Here is a 19,228-nt window from a genome sequence, read left to right as displayed (position 1 = left end):
GGCGATCGGGCACGGGGCCGGATCGGACGACCGCGAGAGGCGGCCGGGGACGGTGGGCGCGCCGGCGACGGCGCGGAGAGAGGTCATGGACGCGCTGGCGCCGCACGGACCTTCATCAAGTCTACGACCTCGCGGGCCGCCTCGGCGACGTCGTGGTTGACGACCTTGTAGTCGAACTCGTCCTGGGCGGCCAGTTCGACCTTCGCTGTCTCCAGGCGCCGCTGCTGCTCGGCCGCATCCTCCGTGCCGCGCCCGATGAGGCGCCGCACCAGTTCGTCCCAGGTCGGCGGGAGGAGGAAGATCAGGCGGGCCTCCGGCATCGACTCGCGCACCTGGCGGGCGCCCTGGAGGTCGATCTCCAGCAGCACGCCCCGTCCGGCGGCGAGGGCCTTCTCGATCGGAGCGCGCGGGGTGCCGTAGCGGTAGGCGTTGTGCACGGTGGCGTGCTCGAGCAGCTCGCCAGCGGCGATCATCCGGTCGAACTCCGCGTCGTCGACGAAGTAGTAGTTGATCCCGTCGACCTCGCCAGGCCGCGGCGCACGCGTCGTCGCCGAGACCGACAGCAGCACGTCGGGATAGTGCTCGCGGATGTAGGTGGAGACCGTGCCCTTGCCGACCGCGGTCGGACCGGCCAGCACGACCAGCCGGTTGCGCTGGCGCGCGCTGCGGTTCTCGCGCTCGATGAGGTACTGGCGCAGCCGGAGCCGCTGGTGGCGCCCCAGGCCACCGAGGCGCTTCGCGGGCGAGATGGCGAGGCGGTCCAGAGCCTCCTGCATCTTCGTCGTGCCGATGGCGGGCACGCTGAGCAGGAACTCGGTCACCCGCAGGCGCCCCTCGACGCCCTCCGGGTCGGCGGTCGCGCGGTCGAGCACGACGAGCGGCGACACCTCGCGCGACGCGATCGCGGCCTTCACCGCGGCGCGAGCGCGGCGCGCGGCGACGGCCGCCTGCGAGGCGGCCTGACGGTCGACCTCGGGCGGTGCCGGACGCAGGGAGGCAGCCTCCCGGGTGGATGCGGCCTCAGACATGCGCGGACCGCACCTCCTCGGCGCGACGCGCGATCGCGTCGGCCAAACCCGCGGGCCCTGCCGTGAGGAGCCCGCGCGACTCGCTGACGATCACGCCGGTCGCGAGCGAGCCGAACAGCCGCGGCGCATCCTCGACCCGAGCGCCCTGGTGCCCGAATCCGGGCGCGAGCACCGGGAGTGCGGGCGTCCGCTCCCCCGCCGTGGCCACATCGATCCCGTAGTGGGCGAGTTCGACGGTCGCGCCGAGCACCAGCCCGACCGATCCGAAGGGCGCGCCGCCCGCCTGCTCCTGATTGAACGAATGCACGTCTTCGATGATCGCACGAGCGACAGACTGTCCCGCCCGCGGGCCGGACCGGACGACCGCCTGCTGCACATCCGCCGCCTCCGGGTTGGAGGTCGCGGCCAGGACGAACAGGCCCTTGCCCGCGCGCTCCCCCAGCGCCATGGCGTCGGCGAGCGACCCGACCCCCTGGTAGGCGGCGACGGTCATCGCGTCGGCCTCCAAAGGAGACCCGGGAGTCAGCCACGCCTCCGCGTAGGCCGTGACGCTCGTGCCGATGTCGCCGCGCTTGACGTCGGCGATCACCAGGAGACCGGCGGCACGAGCGGCGGCCAGCACCTCCTCCAGCGCACCGTAGCCCGCGGCGCCGAAGCGCTCGAAGAAGGCCACCTGCGGCTTGACGATCCCCGCCCGGCCGGCGGCGGCCTCGACCACCGTGAGCCCGAAGGAGCGCAGGCCCTCGGCAGACGCCGGCAGCCCCCATGCCTCGAGCAGGTGCGCGTGCGGGTCGATGCCGACGCACAGCCGCCCCTCCTCGGCGAACACCGCCGCGAGGCGCTCCCCGAACCGCGCCCCGCGCCCCGCCGACGGCTCCTGAGTTTTTCCGCCCGCCAGCGGCGTGTCGGGCGGAAAAACTCCGGAGCTGTCGGCTGCGGGAGCGGGAGTGGTCATACTCGGGCGGCCCTCTCGATGGCGTACTCCTGGAGGGACTTCACGTCGAAGCCCTCGCGGATGGCGTCCAGCGACGCGACGGCGGCGCTCAGCTCGGCGATGGTCGTGAACAGCGGCTTGTCCGCAGCCACGGCGGCGGCACGGATCTCGTACCCGTCGGCGCGAGCCGACCGCCCGCTCGGGGTGTTGATCACCACATCCACCTCGGCACGGTTGATGATGTCGACGATCGAGTCGCCGCCGCTCTCCTGGGCCTCGCTGTGCTTGCGCACGATGCGGGCCGCGATCCCGTTGCGGTTCAGCACCTCGGCCGTTCCCTCGGTCGCGACGATCTCGAAGCCGAGCTGGTGCAGCCGCAGCACCGGGAGCACCACGGCGCGCTTGTCGCGGTCGGAGACCGACACGAACGCCGTCCCGCCGAGCGGCATGCCGCCGTACGCGGCCGACTGGCTCTTCGCGAACGCCGTCGGGAAGTCCTTGTCGATGCCCATGACCTCACCGGTCGAGCGCATCTCCGGGCCGAGCACCGAGTCGACGACGGTGCCCTCCTTGGTCCGGAAGCGCTTGAACGGCAACACGGCTTCCTTCACGGCGACCGGCGAGTCCATCGGGATGCGCGAGCCGTCCTGATCGGGCAGCAGGCCCTCCGCGACCAGATCGGCGATCGTCTCGCCCACCATGATGCGCGAGGCCGCCTTGGCGAGCGGGATGCCGAGCGCCTTCGAGACGAACGGCACCGTCCGGGACGCGCGCGGGTTGGCCTCGAGCACGTAGAGCACGCCCGCGCCGATCGCGAACTGCACGTTCAGCAGGCCGCGCACGCCGATGCCTCTGGCGATCTTCTCGGTCGCCTCGCGCACGCGGTCGATCTCGCGACGGCCGAGCGTGATCGGCGGGAGGGTGCACGACGAGTCGCCGGAGTGGACGCCTGCCTCCTCGATGTGCTCCATCACGCCGCCGATGTACAGCCGCTCGCCGTCGAACAGTGCGTCGACGTCGATCTCGATCGCGTCGTCGAGGAACCGGTCGACCAGCAGCGGATGCGACGGGCCGACGATCCCCTGGCCGGCGACCCGCTCGAAGTAGTCCGCGAGCGATGCGCTGTCGTAGACGATCTCCATGCCGCGGCCGCCGAGCACGAAGCTCGGGCGCACCAGCACCGGGTAGCCGATCTGCTCGGCGACGTGCGAGGCGCTCGGGAAGTCGACGGCGGTGCCGTTGCGCGGCGCGACGAGACCGGCCTCGTCGAGAATGCCCGAGAAGAGCCCGCGCTCCTCCGCCAGGTCGATGGCCTCCGGGGTCGTGCCGAGGATCGGGACGCCCGCGGCCTCCAGGCCCTTCGCGAGCCCGAGTGCCGTCTGGCCGCCGAGCTGGACGACGACGCCGACCAGCTCGCCGGACTGCGACTCCGCGTGGATGATCTCCAGCACGTCCTCCAGCGTCAGCGGCTCGAAGTAGAGCCGGTCGCTGGTGTCGTAGTCGGTCGACACGGTCTCCGGGTTGCAGTTGATCATGATCGTCTCGAACCCGGCGTCGTGCAGCGCGAACGACGCGTGCACGCACGAGTAGTCGAACTCGACACCCTGCCCGATGCGGTTCGGCCCGGAGCCCAGGATGACGACCTTGCGCTTATCACTCGGCTCCACCTCGGTCTCCAGGTCGTAACTGGAGTAGTGGTACGGCGTGAGCGCCGGGAACTCGCCAGCGCAGGTGTCCACCGTCTTGTACACCGGCCGGACGCCGAGGATGTGGCGCACCTCGCGCACGTCGGCCTCGCCGAAGCCGCGCAGCTCGCCGATCTGCGCGTCCGAGAACCCGTGGTCCTTGGCGTAGCGCAGCGTGTCGGTGTCGAGCGTCGGGGCGTCGCGGATCTGGTCGGCGACCTCGTTGATCAGGACGATCTGGTCGATGAACCAGGGGTCGATCTTCGTGGCCTCGAACACCTGCTCCGGCGTCGCGCCGAGGCGGAGCGCCTGCTGGACGTCGACGATGCGACCGTCGGTCGGCGTCGCGATCGAGGCGAGCAGCTCGTCCACGGTGCGCGTCTGCGGCCCCCAGTGGAACGACGAGCCGCGCTTCTCGAGCGACCGGAGCGCCTTCTGCAGCGCCGAGCTGAAGCTGCGGCCGATGGCCATCGCCTCGCCGACCGACTTCATGGTCGTCGTCAGCGTCGGGTCGGCGGCGGGGAACTTCTCGAACGCGAATCGCGGGACCTTGACGACGATGTAGTCGAGCGTCGGCTCGAAGCTCGCCGGGGTCACCTTGGTGATGTCGTTCGGGATCTCGTCCAGCCGGTAGCCGATGGCGAGCTTCGCCGCGATCTTCGCGATCGGGAAGCCGGTCGCCTTCGACGCGAGCGCCGAGGAGCGGGAGACGCGCGGGTTCATCTCGATGACGATGATGCGGCCGTTCTCCGGGTTCACCGCGAACTGGATGTTGCAGCCGCCGGTGTCGACGCCCACCGCGCGGATGATGTCGATGCCGATGTCGCGCATCCGCTGGTACTCGCGGTCCGTCAGCGTGAGCGCCGGGGCGACCGTGATCGAGTCGCCGGTGTGCACGCCGACCGGGTCGACGTTCTCGATGGAGCAGACGACGACCGTGTTGTCGGCCGTGTCGCGCATGAGCTCGAGCTCGTACTCCTTCCAGCCGAGGATCGACTCCTCCAGGAGCACCTCGCTGGTCGGGCTCTGGTGGATGCCGTCGCCGGCGATGCGGCGGAGCTCCTCCGGGGTGTGCGCGAAGCCCGAGCCGAGTCCGCCCATCGTGAACGAGGGCCGGACCACGAGCGGGTAGCCGAGGTCCTCGGCGAACTCGAGGGCCTCATCCACCGTGTGGGCGATGTGCGAGCGCGCGACCTCGGCGCCCGCCTCCACGACGAGCTCCTTGAAGATCTGGCGGTCCTCGCCCTTCTGGATCGCCTCGAACTTCGCGCCGATCAGCTCGACGCCGTACTTCTCGAGGATGCCGTGCTCGTGCAGCTGCATGGCCGCGTTGAGCGCCGTCTGTCCGCCCAGGGTCGGGAGGATCGCGTCCGGGCGCTCCTTGGCGATGATCGTCTCGATGACCGGCCAGGTGATCGGCTCGACGTAGGTCGCATCGGCGAAGTCGGGGTCGGTCATGATCGTCGCCGGGTTCGAGTTGACGAGGATGACGCGGACGCCTTCCGCCTTCAGCACGCGGCAGGCCTGGGTGCCGGAGTAGTCGAACTCGACCGCCTGGCCGATGACGATCGGCCCGGAGCCGATGACCAGGACCGACTGGATGTCTTCGCGTTTGGGCATCAGGCGTTCTCCTGGTTCTCGGTGCTGGCGGACCGGTCGGCGTGCTGAGCGCGCACCATGTCCAGGAAGCGGTCGAAGAGGTAGTTGGCGTCGTGCGGGCCCGCGGCCGCCTCGGGGTGGTACTGCACGCTGAAGGCGTTCAGGTCGAGGCAGTTCAGGCCCTCGACGACGTTGTCGTTGAGGGAGAAGTGGCTCACCTCGACGCGGCCGAAGCCGGCGGGCGAGTCGAAGGACGTGTCGATCGGCGCCTTCACCGCGAAGCCGTGGTTCTGCGCGGTGATCTCCACACGGCCGGTGCGCTTGTCGAGCACCGGCTGGTTGATCCCGCGGTGGCCGAACGGCAGCTTGTAGGTGTCGAGGCCGAGCGCGCGGCCGAGCAGCTGGTTGCCGAAGCAGATGCCGAAGTACGGCAGCCCGGCGCGCAGGGTCTCCTGCAGCAGGGCGACGTGCTTGTCGGAGGCCTGCGGGTCGCCGGGGCCGTTCGAGAAGAACAGCGCCGAGACGCCGAGGTCGAGCACATCCTGCGCGGACACCTGCTGCGGGAGGACGTGGACGTCGAGCCCGCGGGCGGCCAGGTTCTCCAGCGTGGACTTCTTCACGCCGAGGTCGAGGACGGCCACCGAGCCCACCTTCTCGCCGACGGCCGGGACGGTGTACGGCTCGATCGTCGACACCTCGGCCGACAGGTTGCGGCCCTTCATCGGAGCTCCGGCGAGCACCAGATCCAGCTGCTCGCTGTCGCTCAGCGCGAAGTCGTCGCCGGAGAAGACGCCGGCGCGCATGGCACCGGCCGAGCGGATGTGACGGGTCACGGCGCGTGTGTCGATACCGCTGATCCCGACGACGCCCTGGGCGACCAGGTCGTCGTCGAGGCTCCGCTGGGCGCGGAAGTTGGAGACGACGCGGCTGGGCTCGCGCACGACGTAGCCGGCGACCCAGATCTGGCGCGACTCCATGTCCTCGTCGTTCGTGCCGGTGTTGCCGATGTGCGGCGCCGTCATGAGGACGATCTGGCCCGCGTACGACGGGTCGGTCAGCGTCTCCTGGTACCCGGTCATCCCGGTGGCGAACACGGCCTCGCCGAGCGTGCGCCCGCGGGCGCCGTAGGCCCGGCCGACGTACCGTTTTCCGTCTTCGAGGACGAGCACTGCGGGTTCTGCAGCGAGCACGTCACACCTCCTTGTCGTTCGGGCGGTCGACGCCCGTCGTGTCGGCGCCGGTCGTCTCCGCACCGGCCGTGCCCGCGGTGTCCGCCCGCGGCACGAGATCTTCGATGGCCGCGGCGAGCTGCGCGCGGCCGGCCGGGTCGACGACCCGGACGTAGCTGTCGGCGGCGGTGCCGCCGCTGGTGGTCCAGCCGAGCCGGAGCAGGCCGTCCTTCTCGACGACGCGGTCGATGGCCACACTCGCGGCGCCGACGCCGGTGACGACGGCGGCCGGGAGGAACACCGGCTGCTCCCCCGTCACCGCGAGTTCGACGCCCTCCGGCCGGACGGTCACCGTCGCCGTCCCGCGGAACGCCAGCCCCGGTAGGGTGAGCCGCTCCAGGGGCTGACCGGCGCGGGTCGTCGCGACGTACAGCACCTCGGTGGAGGCCGTCGGCGCGCTCAGCGTTCCCGGGGTGGAGTAGCCGCCGCCGGACGCCGCGTCGCGCCGCACGCGGCGGCGCCAGCCGACGACCGCGAGGGCGAGCACGATGACGACGACCGCGAGGATCCCGAGGGTGGGGAGCACCTTATCCATGCGCGGTCACCCCCGCTCCGGCGGCCAGCCGCTCTGCGTCGACCACGGCGCCGTCGAGCACGGTCGCCCGACCCTGGTGGAAGGTCGCCACGACGCGTCCGGGCAGGGTCAGCCCGAGGTAGGGCGAGTTGACGCCCTTCCCGGCGAGGTCGCCGGTCGAGAACGTGCGCGACGCGGTCGGGTCGTAGAGGAACAGGTTCGCGGCAGCGCCCGCGGTGAGCGGCGCACCGTATCCGTCCAGCCGGCCGATCTTCGCCGGGGTGGCGGAGAGGACGCGCGCGATGTCGGCCCAGCCGAGCATTCCGTTGTCGACGACCGATGCCTGCACCACCGAGAGCGCCGATTCGAGGCCGACCATGCCGAACGCCGCGGCGTCCCACTCGCAGTCCTTCGACTCGACGGGATGCGGGGCGTGGTCGGTGGCGACGATGTCGATCGTGCCGTCGGCGAGGCCTGCGCGGAGCGCCTCGACGTCCTCCCGGCTGCGCAGCGGCGGGTTCACCTTGTAGCGCGCGTCGTAACCGGTCGCCAGCTCCTCGGTGAGAGCGAGGTGGTGCGGGGTGACCTCGGCGGTCACGTCGATGCCCCGGGCCTTCGCCCAGCGGATCACGTCGACGCTGCCGGCCGTCGAGACGTGGCAGACGTGCAGGCGCGAGCCGACGTGCTCGGCGAGGAGCACATCCCGGGCGATGATCGACTCCTCGGCCACCGCCGGCCAGCCCGCCAGGCCCAGCTCGCCCGAGAGCGCGCCCTCGTTCATCTGGGCGCCCTCGGTCAGGCGCGGCTCCTGCGCGTGCTGAGCGATCACGCCGTCGAATGCCTTGACGTACTCCAGCGCGCGGCGCATCAGCAGCGGGTCGGAGACGCACTTGCCGTCGTCGGAGAACACCCGGACGCGGGCGCGGGACTGCGCCATCGCGCCCAGCTCGGCGAGGCGTTCGCCCGCAAGGCCCACCGTCACGGCGCCGATCGGGCGGACGGTCGCGTACCCGGCGGCCTCGCCGAGGCTCAGCACCTGCTCCACCACGCCAGCGGTGTCGGCCACCGGCGACGTGTTCGCCATGGCGAACACCGCCGTGAAGCCGCCCGCTGCGGCGGCACGCGTGCCGGTCAGCACGGTCTCGCTCTGCTCGTACCCGGGCTCACGCAGGTGCGTGTGGAGATCGACCAGTCCGGGCAGCGCGAGCAGCCCGTCCGCGTCGATCGCCGTCGCTCCCGCAGCGCTCAGCCCGGTACCGGTCTCCACGATCCGGCCGCTTTCGACCAGGAGGTCCGTTCGCGTGCCGTCGGCCAGCGTCGCGCCGCCGATCAGGAATCTCTCGTCCACACTCACCTCACACCGCCGGGCCGTACCTGTTCGGGACCTGCACCCGACAGCAGCAGGTACAGGGCTGCCATCCGCACGGAGACGCCGTTCGCGACCTGCTCCCGGACCGTCGAGCGCGGGGAGTCCGCGGCCGCGGCCGAAATCTCCAGCCCGCGGTTCATCGGCCCAGGGTGCATCACAATGCTATCGGCCCGCAGCCGGCCCAACCGTTCCTCGTCCAGCCCCCAGCGTCGCGTGTATTCGCGCGTGGTGGGGAAGAACGCGGCGTTCATCCGCTCGGCCTGGATGCGGAGCATCATCACGACGTCGGGCCCCTCAGCGATCGCCGCGTCGAGGTCGTAGCCGACCGTCGCCGGCCAGCCGGACACATCCACCGGCAGCAGGGTCGGCGGCGCGACCAGCGTGACGTGGGCGCCGAGCGTGCGGAGCAGCCACACGTTCGAGCGCGCGACGCGCGAGTGGAGGATGTCGCCGACGATCGCGACACTCACGCCGTCGAGGTCCTTGCCGCGCGACGCGGTGCCGTGGAGGCGGCGGCGCATCGTGAACGCATCGAGCAACGCCTGCGTGGGGTGCTCGTGCGTGCCGTCGCCCGCGTTGACGATGCCCGCGTCGATCCAGCCGCTCGCCGCGAGCGTCTGCGGGGCGCCGGACGACCCGTGGCGGATCACCACGGCGTCCGCTCCCATCGCCTGCAGCGTCTGGGCGGTGTCCTTGAGGCTCTCGCCCTTCGAGACGCTGGATCCCTTCGCCGAGAAGTTGATCACATCGGCCGACAGACGCTTCGCGGCGGCCTCGAACGAGATGCGTGTGCGGGTGGAGTCCTCGAAGAACAGGTTGACGACGGTCTTGCCGCGCAGGGTCGGGAGCTTCTTGACCTCGCGGTCCTGCACATCCGCCATGTCCTCGGCGATGTCGAGCAGCCGGATGGCGTCCTCACGCGGGAGGTCGCGGGTGGAGAGCAGGTGCCTCATGCGTCGGCCTCCTGCGTGGCGTTCGGTTCGGCGTTCGGGTCCTCGATGGTGACCGACTCGTCGCCGTCGACGTCGGCGAGCCGCACGTAGATGCGCTCCGACGCGGCCGACGGCAGGTTCTTGCCGACAAAGTCGGCGCGGATCGGCAGCTCGCGGTGGCCGCGGTCGACCAGCACGGCGAGGCGCACGGCCCGGGGCCGGCCGAGGTCGCTCACGGCATCCAGGGCAGCGCGGATAGTCCGGCCCGAGAACAGCACGTCGTCGACCAGCACGACGGTCTTCCCATCGATCGGCCCTGGCAGCGAGGTGGGCTGCGGCGTGCGGGTGGGATGCCGCGAGAGGTCGTCGCGGTACATGGTCACGTCGAGCGCGCCCACGATGTCCGCCGGCGACGCGATGGCCGCCGGTTCGATGCGCTGGATGTTCTCGGCGATCCGCCGCGCGAGCACGACGCCGCGGGTCGGGATCCCGAGGATCACCAGGTCGTCCGTTCCCCGGTTGGACTCCAGGATCTCGTGAGAGATCCGAGTCAACGCCCGGGCGATGTCAGCCTGTTGCAGCACGGTGCGCGCTGTCATGCCGACCTCCTTCCCCGCCTCACAGGACGGCTCTTAAAGGATGCCTACGTCGCCCACCCTATCAGGCGGTCGTGCCGCTTCTGCGCAGCGGGGCGCCGCCGTACCGTCGGTGATCGCACTCCGAACGTCGGAGATCTGCGCCACTCCCGCCCGAATCTCCAGCCCGGCCGCGGCCGGTCGGAGATTCAGCGCACTTCGTCCGACGCAAGCAACGCCCCGACGATCCCGGTCAGTGGTCGGCGAGGAACGCGGTGAACGCCTTCTTGTCGGTGATGCCGCCGGGATACTGCGTGCCGTTCACGAGCACGGTCGGCGTCCCCTTGATCGTGTCGAGCACCTTCGTGCCGTCGACCTCGATCGGGCCCTTCTGCGAGTTGGCCGTGTTGGCCTGGGCCCACGCCTGGTACGGGCCGCTGTCGGCCAGGCAGGAGGCGATGTCCCCCGCACCGGCGTCGCTCGCGCGCTTCGCGAGCTGCTTGTCGGTGAGGCCGTCGGAGTTCTCCTCCGGCTGGTCGGTGAACAGCGCCTGGTAGAACGGCAGCACCGCGCTCTGGTCCGTCACGGCGACGCAGGTCAGGGCCGCGGCCGCCCTGGTCGAGTATCCGGTGCCGTTGGATGCGGCGTCGAGGAAGGTCAGCGGGTGCAAACGGAGCGTGATCGACCCGTCGTCGACGGCCTTCGCCAGCGTCTCGCCGTTCGTCTGCTCGAACGCACCGCACACCGGGCACATCGCGTCGAACCAGATGTCGACCTTCTTCTCGCCGTCGCCCGCGGTGATGAAGCCGCCGTCGAAGTCGACGGCGCCGTCCGTCCCCGTCGGCGGCTTGTCGGTCGCCACCGGGACGTTGGATGCGCCGCCCAGCAGCGAGCATGCCGCGACGCCGGAGACGATGCCGACCGCCAGCACGGCGGCAGCAGCCGCGCGGGCGACGCGGCGTCGCAGGCTCTTCCGCACGCCGCTCACACCGACCTCGGCGGTGTTCATACCGACCTCGTTTGGGCGATTTTGGCGAGCAACCCGTTCACGAACCCGGCCGAGTCGTCGGTCGAGAGCACTGTGGCCGCCTCGACCGCCTCGGAGATCGCGACACCCTCGGGCACCTCGTCGTTGAACAGCACCTCCCACACGCCGATGCGCAGGATCGCGCGGTCGACGGCGGGCATGCGCGCCAGCGTCCAGCCTTGGGCGTAGGTCTCGATCAGCTCATCGATCTCGTCCTCATGCTCGATGACCCCGTCGAGGATCTCGCGCGCATACAGCCACGACGCCTCGCGCGCAGGCTCGTTGGCCGCGCGCTCGGCCTCGGTCGCCAGCGCCTGCCGGAGCGGCGTCTGCCGCAGGTCGGCGCTGTAGAGCACGTCGAGCGCGCGCTTGCGCGCCTTGGTCCGAGCGCTCATTCAGTCGTTGACGCGGCCGAGGTAGTCGCCCGTGCGGGTGTCGACCTTGACCTTGGTGCCGGTCTCGAGGAACAGCGGGACCTGGATCTGGTAGCCCGTCTCGACCGTCGCGGGCTTGGTGCCGCCGGTGGAGCGGTCGCCCTGGAGGCCCGGCTCGGTGTAGGTGATCTCGAGAACGACGGAGGCGGGGAGCTCGACGTACAGAGGCGAACCCTCGTGCAGCGCGACCGTGACGTTCTGGTTCTCGAGCATGAAGTTGGCGGCGTCGCCGACGACCGGGCCCGGGATGGTGATCTGGTCGTAGTCGGACGTGTCCATGAACACGAAGTCGGCGCCGTCCTGGTACAGGTACTGGTAGTCGCGGCGGTCGACGTTGGTGATCTCGATCTTGGCGCCGGCGTTGTAGGTGCGGTCGACCGTCTTGCCCGTCGTGACGTTCTTCAGCTTGGTGCGGACGAACGCGCCGCCCTTGCCCGGCTTGACGTGCTGGAACTCGATCACGGTCCAGAGCTGTCCGTCGATGCTGAGGACGACGCCGTTCTTGATGTCAGCGGTTGAGGCCAAGGGGATGTTTCCGTTCGCTCGATGAGAAGTTTCGGGTGGTGCCGGCTTCGCTACGGGAAGCGGCCCACGGTCGGCCGCGCACGGCGGCCCCCAGAGATTCTAGACGTCAGCGGGCGTTTCGGCGAATGAACGCGAGCGCCAGCCGGTACGACTCGAAGCCGAACCCGGCGATGACGCCGGTCGCCACGGCGCTCAGCACGCTGGTGTGGCGGAACTCCTCCCGGGCGTGCGGATTCGACAGGTGCACCTCAATCACGGTGCCTCCCGCCTTCGTCACGAGCGACACCGCATCCCGCACTGCGTACGCGTAGTGCGTCCACGCCCCGGCGTTCAGGATGACGGGCGCACCCGTGTCCGCCGCCTCGTGCAGCCACCGCAGCAGCTGGCCCTCGTCGTCGGTCTGGCGCAGGTCGATGGTGTCGTCGCCGGCGTCCTCCGCGAGGACGGCGCGCAGGTCGTCCAGGGTGCCGGAACCGTAGACGTCTGGCTCGCGGGTGCCGAGGCGCCCGAGATTGGGGCCGTTGAGGACGAGGATGCTCGTCATGTCACTCCTCGCCGTCCTTGAGCGGGCGCACGCGTACCGCCGACCAGGTGTCGTCGACCGCGATGTTGCTCACGCCACGCCAACCATAGGCGCGCGCCTCGCCCGCGACCAGGTCGCGGTTGACGTCGGCACGCCCGCCCTTCGGGTACACGACCCAGACGGCGCGCGCGCCGGACGCCACCGGCAGCTGCTCGGCGTAGCGCGCCAGCAGCTCGTCGCGCGTCCGGACCACGGTCGCCACGATCGCGGCGGACTCCACCGGCGCCTCGGTCGCTCCGTCCGGGAGTGCGCCCAGCAGTGCGCGGTCGCCGTCCTCTGCGACCACCAGCGCGATCCCATCGCCGGGCTTCGCCTGGAACCTCTGCAGCACGGTCTTCTCGCTCACGAGCCCACCTCCTGGTATGCGGCGAACAGCAGGCTCTGATCGGGGCCGGCCAGCACAGTGGGCCGGCCGACATCGTCGAGCACGATGAACCGCAGCATACTGCCCCGCGCCTTCTTGTCGCGCTGCATCGTGGCCAGCAGGGTCTGCCAGCGGCCCAGCGGATACGACACCGGCAGGGTCAGAGACTCCAGGATGCGGCGGTGCCGGTCGACGACCTCGTCGCTCAGCCGCCCGCTCAGCCGGGCGAGCTCCGCCGCGAAGACCATCCCGACGGAGACGGCGGCGCCGTGCCGCCACTGGTACCGCTCGGCGTGCTCGATGGCGTGCCCGAGCGTGTGGCCGTAGTTGAGGATCTCGCGGAGACCCTGCTCGGTGAAGTCCTCCCCCACGACGCGCGCCTTGATGCCGATGGACAGCTCCACCAGTCGCCGCAGCTCCGGCGTCTCCGGGTCGGTCGCCCGGTCGACGTCGACCTCGATGATGTCCAGGATCTCCGGCTCGGCGATGAAGCCGTACTTCACGACCTCCGCGAACCCGGCGAGGATCTCGTTCTTCGGCAGGGACGTGAGCGTGTCGAGGTCGCAGATCACCGCATCCGGCGCGTAGAACGCTCCGACGAGGTTCTTGCCCTCCGCGGTGTTGATGCCGGTCTTGCCGCCGACCGCCGCATCCACCATCCCGAGCAGCGTCGTCGGGACCTGGATCAGCTTCACGCCGCGCAGCCAAGTCGCGGCCACGAATCCGGCCAGGTCGGTGACGGCGCCGCCGCCGAACCCGATGACGGCGTCCGATCGGGTGAAGTCGGCCTGCCCCATGATGCCCCAGAGGAACGACGCCACCTCGACGCGCTTGGCCGCCTCCGCGTCCGGCACCTCGGCGAGCAGCACCTCGTAGCGCCCGACGAGCGACTCGCGCAGCTCGGCGGCAGCAGCGCCCAGCGTCGGCGGGTGCACGACGAGCACCTTGTTGACCGCGTTCCCGAGGTGGTCGGCGAGCTCCAGCCGGAGTCCGCGGCCGACGATCACCGGGTACGGATGCGCACCGGGGACCAGGATCTCGGTGGGGGCGTCGGTCATGCGTGTCCTTCCTTCTGCGACTCGACCCAGGTCGCGATCTCCTCGACGATGGTGTCGATGGGACGGGACGAGGTGTCGGCCGTGTAGTCGGCGAGCGAGTGGTAGAGATCGCTGCGGGCGGCGACGAGCCGCTTCCACGACTCGAGGTCGGTCACCAGCGGCCGCTTGGAGTTGTCGATGCGGCGGGCGATCGCCTCCGGGCGCACGGTCAGCAGCACCACGCGGGTCTCGGCCAGGTCCGCCTGCGTCGCGGGGTCGAGCACGGCTCCCCCGCCGAGCGAGACGACACCCGGTTCGCGCACCGCTTCGGCGACCGCCGCCCGCTCCAGCTGGCGGAAGTACGGCTCCCCGTGCTCGGCGAACAGAGCAGGGATCGGGCCGTGCTGCGCCACCACGACGGCGTCCGTGTCGACGAACGGCAGGTGCAGCCGGCGCGCGAGACGCTTGCCGACCCGCGTCTTGCCGGCCGCGGGCGGGCCGATCAGGACGACGGGCGTCGTGAGCTCGGACGACACGGCGTCAGGCGTAGGGGGCGCTGACGCGCTCGGTCGTGAGGTTCTCCGGGATGCTGGCCAGGTAGGCGTGGAGGTTGCGGGCCGTCTCACCGATCGAGTCGCCGCCGAACTTCTCGAGCACGGCGTTCGCGAGGACGAGAGCGACCATGGCCTCCGCCACGACTCCCGCGGCCGGAACCGCGCAGACGTCGGAGCGCTGGTGGTGCGCCGGTGCGGCCTCGCTGGTCGCCACATCCACTGTGCGCAGCGCGTGCGGGACGGTCGCGATCGGCTTCATGCCGGCACGGACGCGGAGCACACCGCCGGTGCTCATTCCGCCCTCGGTGCCGCCCGCCTTGTCGCTGGTGCGCGCGATCGTGCCGTCAGCGGCCACGAGCTCGTCGTGCGCCTCCGACCCGCGACGCGTCGTGGTGAGGAACCCGTCGCCGATCTCGACACCCTTGATCGCCTGGATGCCCATGAGCGCCGCGGCGAGCTGTGCGTCGAGCTTGCGGTCCCAGTGGACGTGCGAGCCGAGCCCCGGCGGGACGCCGTACGCGAGCACCTCGACGACGCCACCGAGGGTGTCACCGTCCTTGTGCGCGGCATCCACCTCGGCGACCATGCGCTCGGAGGTGGCCGGGTCGAAGCAGCGCAGCGGGTCGGCGTCGAGCGTGTCGACGTCGGACGGGCGCGGAAGCGGGGAGCCCTCCGGAACGCGGACCGGCCCGATGGAGAGCGTGTGGCTGACCAGCGTGATGCCCAGCTCGTTCAGGAACGAGCGCGCGACGGCGCCGAGGGACACGCGGGCGGCCGTCTCGCGGGCGCTCGCGCGCTCCAGGATCGGTCGGGCCTCGTCGAAGCCGTACTTCTGCATGCCGACGAGGTCGGCGTGACCGGGACGCGGACGCGTGAGCGCGGCGCCGCGGCCGGACTTCAGCACCTCCGGATCGACCGGCTCGGGGCTCATCACGTCGACCCACTTCGGCCACTCGGTGTTGCCGATTCGCAGCGCGATCGGGCTGCCGAGGCTCAGACCGTGACGGACTCCGCCGGACACCTCCAGCGCATCCTGCTCGAACTTCATGCGCGCGCCGCGGCCGTACCCGAGCTTGCGACGCGCCAGATCGGCACGGATCGCGTCGAGCGAGACCGGGACCCCGGCGGGAAGACCCTCCAGGACGGCGATGAGTTCGGGACCGTGGGATTCCCCGGCCGTGAGCCAACGAAGCATGATTCGATTCTGGCACAGCGCGGTGCGGAGCCGCCGCCGGCGCCCACTCACCAGCCCGCCGCCAGCCCGGTCACCCACCGTCGGAGAACCGCGGGCCAACCTCGGAGATTGCGGCGATCGAGCGCCGAATCTCCATCGCCACCGCGGTCGGTCGGAGATTTCGGGCAGATTCCCCTACGTTGCACCCTTCGGCGCATTCCCCGGGATTCTGCACAGATCGTGCCGTCGGCACGAACCGACGAGCGCATGGGGCGCTTGACGCCGCCCTCAGACCTCCAGCGGAGCGCCCTGCGCGTCGATGCCGACCGCGTCCAGCATGGCCGCGAGCACGGCCTCCTCGTCCTCCAGCGGCTGCAGCGGGTCGCCCGAGACGAACACACGCACCTGCAGAAGGGCTTGGTGGGCCAGCATGGCGAGGCCCGAGACGACACGGCCGCCCACGGACTCCCACTGGCGCGCCAGCGGCGTCGGCCACGGCTCGTACGCGACGTCGAACAGGACGGACCGGCGCCGCGTGGAGTCGGTGTAGACCGCCTCGGTGGTGGTGCCGCCCGGCAGCGTGCTGATGACGAGGTCCGGCACGTCGAGCGAGCGGTCCGCCTGCGCGAACGGACGGATGCGGACACGCAGGCCGAGCTGGTTCGCCAGCGGTTCGATCCAGGCGCTGCGCTCCAGGTCGCGCACGTGCGCATCCACCCGGTCGGCGCCGAGCTCCGCCGCCGCGACGAGCGCCGACGCGGCGGTCGCTCCCCCGCCCAGGATGTGGACGTAGTGCGCCTGCTCGAGCCCGGCCGCCTGCAGGGCGCGCACGATGCCGGCGACGTCGGTGTTGAAGCCGCGGACCGCCTCGCCGTCGAGGAGCACGGTGTTCGCTCCCCCGGTCTGCTCCGCGATGCGGTCGGTCTCGGTGAGGAGCGGGAGCACCGCCTTCTTCAGCGGCATGGTCAGCGACAGCCCGCGCCACTCCGGGCCGAGGCCCGCGATGAACTCCGGCAAGGCGTCCTCGGTGACGTCGATGGCCTCATACGACCAGTCCATGCCGAGCGCCTCGTACGCGGCCTGGTGCAGCAGCGGCGACTTCGAGTGGCCGATCGGCGAGCCGAGCACCGCCAGCTTGCGGCTGGGGGTCTTCGGCTTGCGGGGCTTGGATGCTGTCGACTTCGCGGGGGCCTTGGTCGACTGCTTCGTAGGGGCCTTCGCGGGCTCCGGCTCCGAGGCCGTCTCGGACTCCGGCTCCGCCTCGTCCTCCGGCTCGTCGTGCGGGGACTCCCGCTCGACGGCCTCCTCCGCCTCCTCGACCGCTGCCTCCTCGGCCTGGCGCTCCCGTTCGGCCTCCACGAGCGCGGCGATCGACGCTTCCGCGGACGCCTCGGAAACCCCATCCTCGGCAGCCGGCTGCTCGTCGGCCTCGTCCGTCTGCGACTCCTCGACCGTGTCGTCCTCGAGCACCGCGGGCTCCGCCAGGTCCTCGTCGCGCCGCTGCTTGCTCGTGTCACTCATAGTTGGGGTTGTCCCTCATCCACTGTTGCCATTTCTCCACCGCTGCCTCGTGTTCGGCCTGCGTGGTGGAGAAGATCGTCTCTCCGGTCTGGAGGTTCCAGGTCACGAAGTACATCCAGCTGCCGTCGGCGGGATGCTGCACCGCGTTGATCGCCAGGTCGCCCGGGTTCGAGATCGGGCCGACCGGCAGACCGGGATGCACGTAGGTGTTGTACGGGTTCGTGGCGTCCTCGCGCTCGGCGTCGGTCGTCTCCACGCGGTCGGTGTGGCCGGTGCCGTAGGCGACCGTCGCGTCCGACTGTAGGTCCCATCCCTGGGCCAGCCGGTTGAGGAAGACCCGGGCGACCTTGGGGTAGTCGTCCTTCAGGCCGGCCTCGCGCTGCACAACGGACGCGAGCACGACGGTGTTCCAGCGGTTCTGCGGGGCGACGCCCGCCTCGTCGAGCGCCTGGAACATCCGGTCGACCATGGTCTTGATCGCCTGCTGCGCCGTCGTCCCCGGTGCGAAGGTGTACGTCGCCGGGAACAGGAAGCCCTCGAGCGACTTGGCCTCGGCGGGGAGCCCGTACGCGGCCGGGTTCGCGGCCGCGCTCTGGAGGTCGGCGAGCGGGATCTTGGTCGCGTCGGACACCGTCTGCAGGATGTCCTTCTCCGGAGTCCCCTCCGGGATCACCGCGGTGTTCTCGACGCGCGACGACGGATCCTTCAGGGCGGCAAGCGCGGCCGCCGCGCTCATCTGCTTCGCGAGCTTGAAGACGCCGGGCTGGAACTCCACATCCGGCTTCTGCCGCAGCAGCAACGAGTAGAACGCGTCGTACGTCTTGACGACACCCGCCTTCGCGAGGTTCTCCGAGATCGTCGAGCCGTCGTCGCCGGACTTGATCGTGAACATGACCTCGCCCGTCCCTGTGCCCTTGTAGTCGTTCTCGGGCGGGAAGAGCGCGTTCTGCACCTTGGCGATCTGCGGCTGGAAGATGGCGTACGCGGCGCCGGCCATGCCGCCCAGGATGCCGAGCACGACGATGGTCACGATCAGCCGCTTGACCCACCGGCGCTTCTTCGGCGGCTCGTCATGCGACAGATAGTTCTGCTGCCGCCAGACGAGTGGATGCTCGTCCTGGGCGGAATCGTCTTCGGTCTCCTCCAGCACTCCGAAGATGGTACGCGCAGGATGGTCATGGTGCGATGGCGTCTGATCGTCCGAGCCGTGGCGCGCCGCGACGGAGACCGTCTCGGGCTCCTCGACGTGAGCGATGGGGCCGGTGATGACGGCGTCGAAGTCGAGGCCGGCGAGGGCCGCACGGTCGGCCGGGGTCTCCTGCGGCGGGATCGGGGAGGAGATCGGCGTGCTGTCGTCGAACAGCGACCACGGCGTCGCGGACGGCGACTGCGCGGCCGAGACGGGAGCTCCGGGAGCGGGAGCGGACGGCTCCTGACGCTCCGGCTCCTGCCGCTGCGGCTCCGGCTGCTGCGAGGCCGCCGACTGCGCCTGCTCCGGCTGCGCCTGCGACTCCTCCGCCTTGCGCTGCTGCGCCTCGCGGGCGGCCCGCGCCTCGCGGCGCGTCATCGGCGGACGCTCGCCGCTGTCCGTCGCCGGCGTCTGCGGCGGCGACGGCGGCCGGTTCACGGCCGGGAAGGCGGGCGGCTCGGGCCGCTCTGGGGGGTTCTGAGCCAAGCTACTGTCCAATGCTCGATTCGACGGGGTCACCCGGCGGACGGCCTGTGGCCCGTTCCGCATCGAGGGCGTGCTGCAAAATTATCGTGGCCGCGACCTGATCCACCACCGGACGCGCCTTCTTCGCGTTCCTACCCGACGCGCGGAGCGCCGAGGCCGCCGACACGGTCGACAGGCGTTCGTCGACCAGCCGTACCGGGATCCCCACCTCGACGGCCAGGGACTCGGCGAAACCGATCGCGTCCGCCGTGGATGCGGTGTGCGCGCCCGAGAGCGCCAACGGCAGTCCGACGATAACCTCGAAGGCTCCGAGTTCGCCGACGATCTCGGCGATCCGCCGGCGGTCCGCAGCGTCCTCGGAGCGAGCGACCGTCTCCACCGGGGTGGCCAGCATCCCGTGCAGGTCGGACCGGCTCACGCCGATCCTGACCTTGCCGACGTCGATGCCGATCCGCACCCCGCTGCGCAC

General features: G+C 71.0%; 19 protein-coding genes. All 19 read right to left on the bottom strand.

The window, feature by feature from the left end; all coding sequences use genetic code 11:
- Positions 1 to 83 precede the first annotated feature (83 nt).
- The 19 genes from gmk to ruvX all read right to left on the bottom strand — a co-directional run bounded on the left by gmk (position 84) and on the right by ruvX (position 19,228).
- Complete coding sequence (gmk, locus tag ACF1AJ_RS03100; protein ID WP_391506077.1) at positions 84 to 1,028, bottom strand: guanylate kinase; 945 nt, start codon at positions 1,026 to 1,028, stop codon at positions 84 to 86.
- A complete protein-coding gene (gene pyrF / locus ACF1AJ_RS03095; protein ID WP_391506076.1) occupies positions 1,021 to 1,983 on the bottom strand; it encodes an orotidine-5'-phosphate decarboxylase in 963 nt (320 codons plus the stop codon). The genes gmk and pyrF overlap by 8 nt, the downstream gene beginning before the upstream one ends.
- Positions 1,980 to 5,267: a carbamoyl-phosphate synthase large subunit gene (gene carB, locus ACF1AJ_RS03090; RefSeq protein WP_391506075.1), complete on the bottom strand. Its 3,288-nt coding sequence runs from the start codon at positions 5,265 to 5,267 to the stop codon at positions 1,980 to 1,982. The genes pyrF and carB overlap by 4 nt, the downstream gene beginning before the upstream one ends.
- On the bottom strand, positions 5,267 to 6,415 hold the full coding sequence (gene carA, locus ACF1AJ_RS03085) for a glutamine-hydrolyzing carbamoyl-phosphate synthase small subunit (RefSeq protein ID WP_391507424.1): 1,149 nt from the start codon (positions 6,413 to 6,415) through the stop codon (positions 5,267 to 5,269). The genes carB and carA overlap by 1 nt, the downstream gene beginning before the upstream one ends.
- Positions 6,416 to 6,437: 22 nt before the next feature.
- Complete coding sequence (locus tag ACF1AJ_RS03080) at positions 6,438 to 7,010, bottom strand: hypothetical protein (RefSeq protein WP_391506074.1); 573 nt, start codon at positions 7,008 to 7,010, stop codon at positions 6,438 to 6,440.
- Positions 7,003 to 8,337 carry a dihydroorotase gene (locus tag ACF1AJ_RS03075; protein WP_391506073.1) on the bottom strand — a complete coding sequence of 445 codons (1,335 nt, stop codon included), beginning with the start codon at positions 8,335 to 8,337 and terminating at the stop codon, positions 7,003 to 7,005. Before ACF1AJ_RS03075 ends, ACF1AJ_RS03080 begins: the two co-directional genes overlap by 8 nt.
- A 2-nt stretch (positions 8,338 to 8,339) precedes the next feature.
- Positions 8,340 to 9,311 (bottom strand): aspartate carbamoyltransferase catalytic subunit, encoded by a 972-nt coding sequence (locus tag ACF1AJ_RS03070; RefSeq protein WP_018191204.1) that lies wholly within the window; start codon positions 9,309 to 9,311, stop codon positions 8,340 to 8,342.
- On the bottom strand, positions 9,308 to 9,889 hold the full coding sequence (gene pyrR, locus ACF1AJ_RS03065; protein ID WP_018191205.1) for a bifunctional pyr operon transcriptional regulator/uracil phosphoribosyltransferase PyrR: 582 nt from the start codon (positions 9,887 to 9,889) through the stop codon (positions 9,308 to 9,310). Before pyrR ends, ACF1AJ_RS03070 begins: the two co-directional genes overlap by 4 nt.
- Before the next feature lie 229 nt (positions 9,890 to 10,118).
- A complete protein-coding gene (locus ACF1AJ_RS03060; RefSeq protein ID WP_391506072.1) occupies positions 10,119 to 10,874 on the bottom strand; it encodes a DsbA family protein in 756 nt (251 codons plus the stop codon).
- Positions 10,871 to 11,287: a transcription antitermination factor NusB gene (gene nusB, locus ACF1AJ_RS03055; protein WP_020077487.1), complete on the bottom strand. Its 417-nt coding sequence runs from the start codon at positions 11,285 to 11,287 to the stop codon at positions 10,871 to 10,873. Before nusB ends, ACF1AJ_RS03060 begins: the two co-directional genes overlap by 4 nt.
- Positions 11,288 to 11,851, bottom strand: coding sequence for an elongation factor P (gene efp / locus ACF1AJ_RS03050; RefSeq protein WP_018191208.1), 564 nt, complete (start codon positions 11,849 to 11,851; stop codon positions 11,288 to 11,290).
- Between the two features lie 106 nt (positions 11,852 to 11,957).
- Positions 11,958 to 12,395 carry a type II 3-dehydroquinate dehydratase gene (locus ACF1AJ_RS03045; RefSeq protein ID WP_391506071.1) on the bottom strand — a complete coding sequence of 146 codons (438 nt, stop codon included), beginning with the start codon at positions 12,393 to 12,395 and terminating at the stop codon, positions 11,958 to 11,960.
- Between the two features lies 1 nt (position 12,396).
- Positions 12,397 to 12,780, bottom strand: a complete 384-nt coding sequence (locus tag ACF1AJ_RS03040) for a hypothetical protein (protein ID WP_391506070.1) — start codon at positions 12,778 to 12,780, stop codon at positions 12,397 to 12,399.
- Complete coding sequence (aroB, locus tag ACF1AJ_RS03035) at positions 12,777 to 13,856, bottom strand: 3-dehydroquinate synthase (protein WP_391506069.1); 1,080 nt, start codon at positions 13,854 to 13,856, stop codon at positions 12,777 to 12,779. The genes ACF1AJ_RS03040 and aroB overlap by 4 nt, the downstream gene beginning before the upstream one ends.
- Positions 13,853 to 14,371, bottom strand: a complete 519-nt coding sequence (locus ACF1AJ_RS03030) for a shikimate kinase (protein ID WP_018191212.1) — start codon at positions 14,369 to 14,371, stop codon at positions 13,853 to 13,855. The genes aroB and ACF1AJ_RS03030 overlap by 4 nt, the downstream gene beginning before the upstream one ends.
- Positions 14,372 to 14,375: 4 nt before the next feature.
- Positions 14,376 to 15,584 carry a chorismate synthase gene (gene aroC, locus ACF1AJ_RS03025; protein ID WP_391506068.1) on the bottom strand — a complete coding sequence of 403 codons (1,209 nt, stop codon included), beginning with the start codon at positions 15,582 to 15,584 and terminating at the stop codon, positions 14,376 to 14,378.
- 267 nt (positions 15,585 to 15,851) lie between these two features.
- Positions 15,852 to 17,084 (bottom strand): shikimate dehydrogenase, encoded by a 1,233-nt coding sequence (locus ACF1AJ_RS03020; RefSeq protein ID WP_391506067.1) that lies wholly within the window; start codon positions 17,082 to 17,084, stop codon positions 15,852 to 15,854.
- Complete coding sequence (mltG, locus tag ACF1AJ_RS03015) at positions 17,077 to 18,759, bottom strand: endolytic transglycosylase MltG (RefSeq protein WP_391506066.1); 1,683 nt, start codon at positions 18,757 to 18,759, stop codon at positions 17,077 to 17,079. The genes ACF1AJ_RS03020 and mltG overlap by 8 nt, the downstream gene beginning before the upstream one ends.
- A gap of 1 nt (position 18,760) precedes the next feature.
- On the bottom strand, positions 18,761 to 19,228 hold the full coding sequence (ruvX, locus tag ACF1AJ_RS03010) for a Holliday junction resolvase RuvX (protein ID WP_391506065.1): 468 nt from the start codon (positions 19,226 to 19,228) through the stop codon (positions 18,761 to 18,763).

This window comes from Leifsonia sp. NPDC014704, assembly GCF_043083605.1.
Taxonomy (GTDB): Bacteria; Actinomycetota; Actinomycetes; order Actinomycetales; family Microbacteriaceae; genus Leifsonia.
Note: the sequence above shows the minus strand (reverse complement) of the source record. Positions and strands in the feature narration are given on the sequence as shown.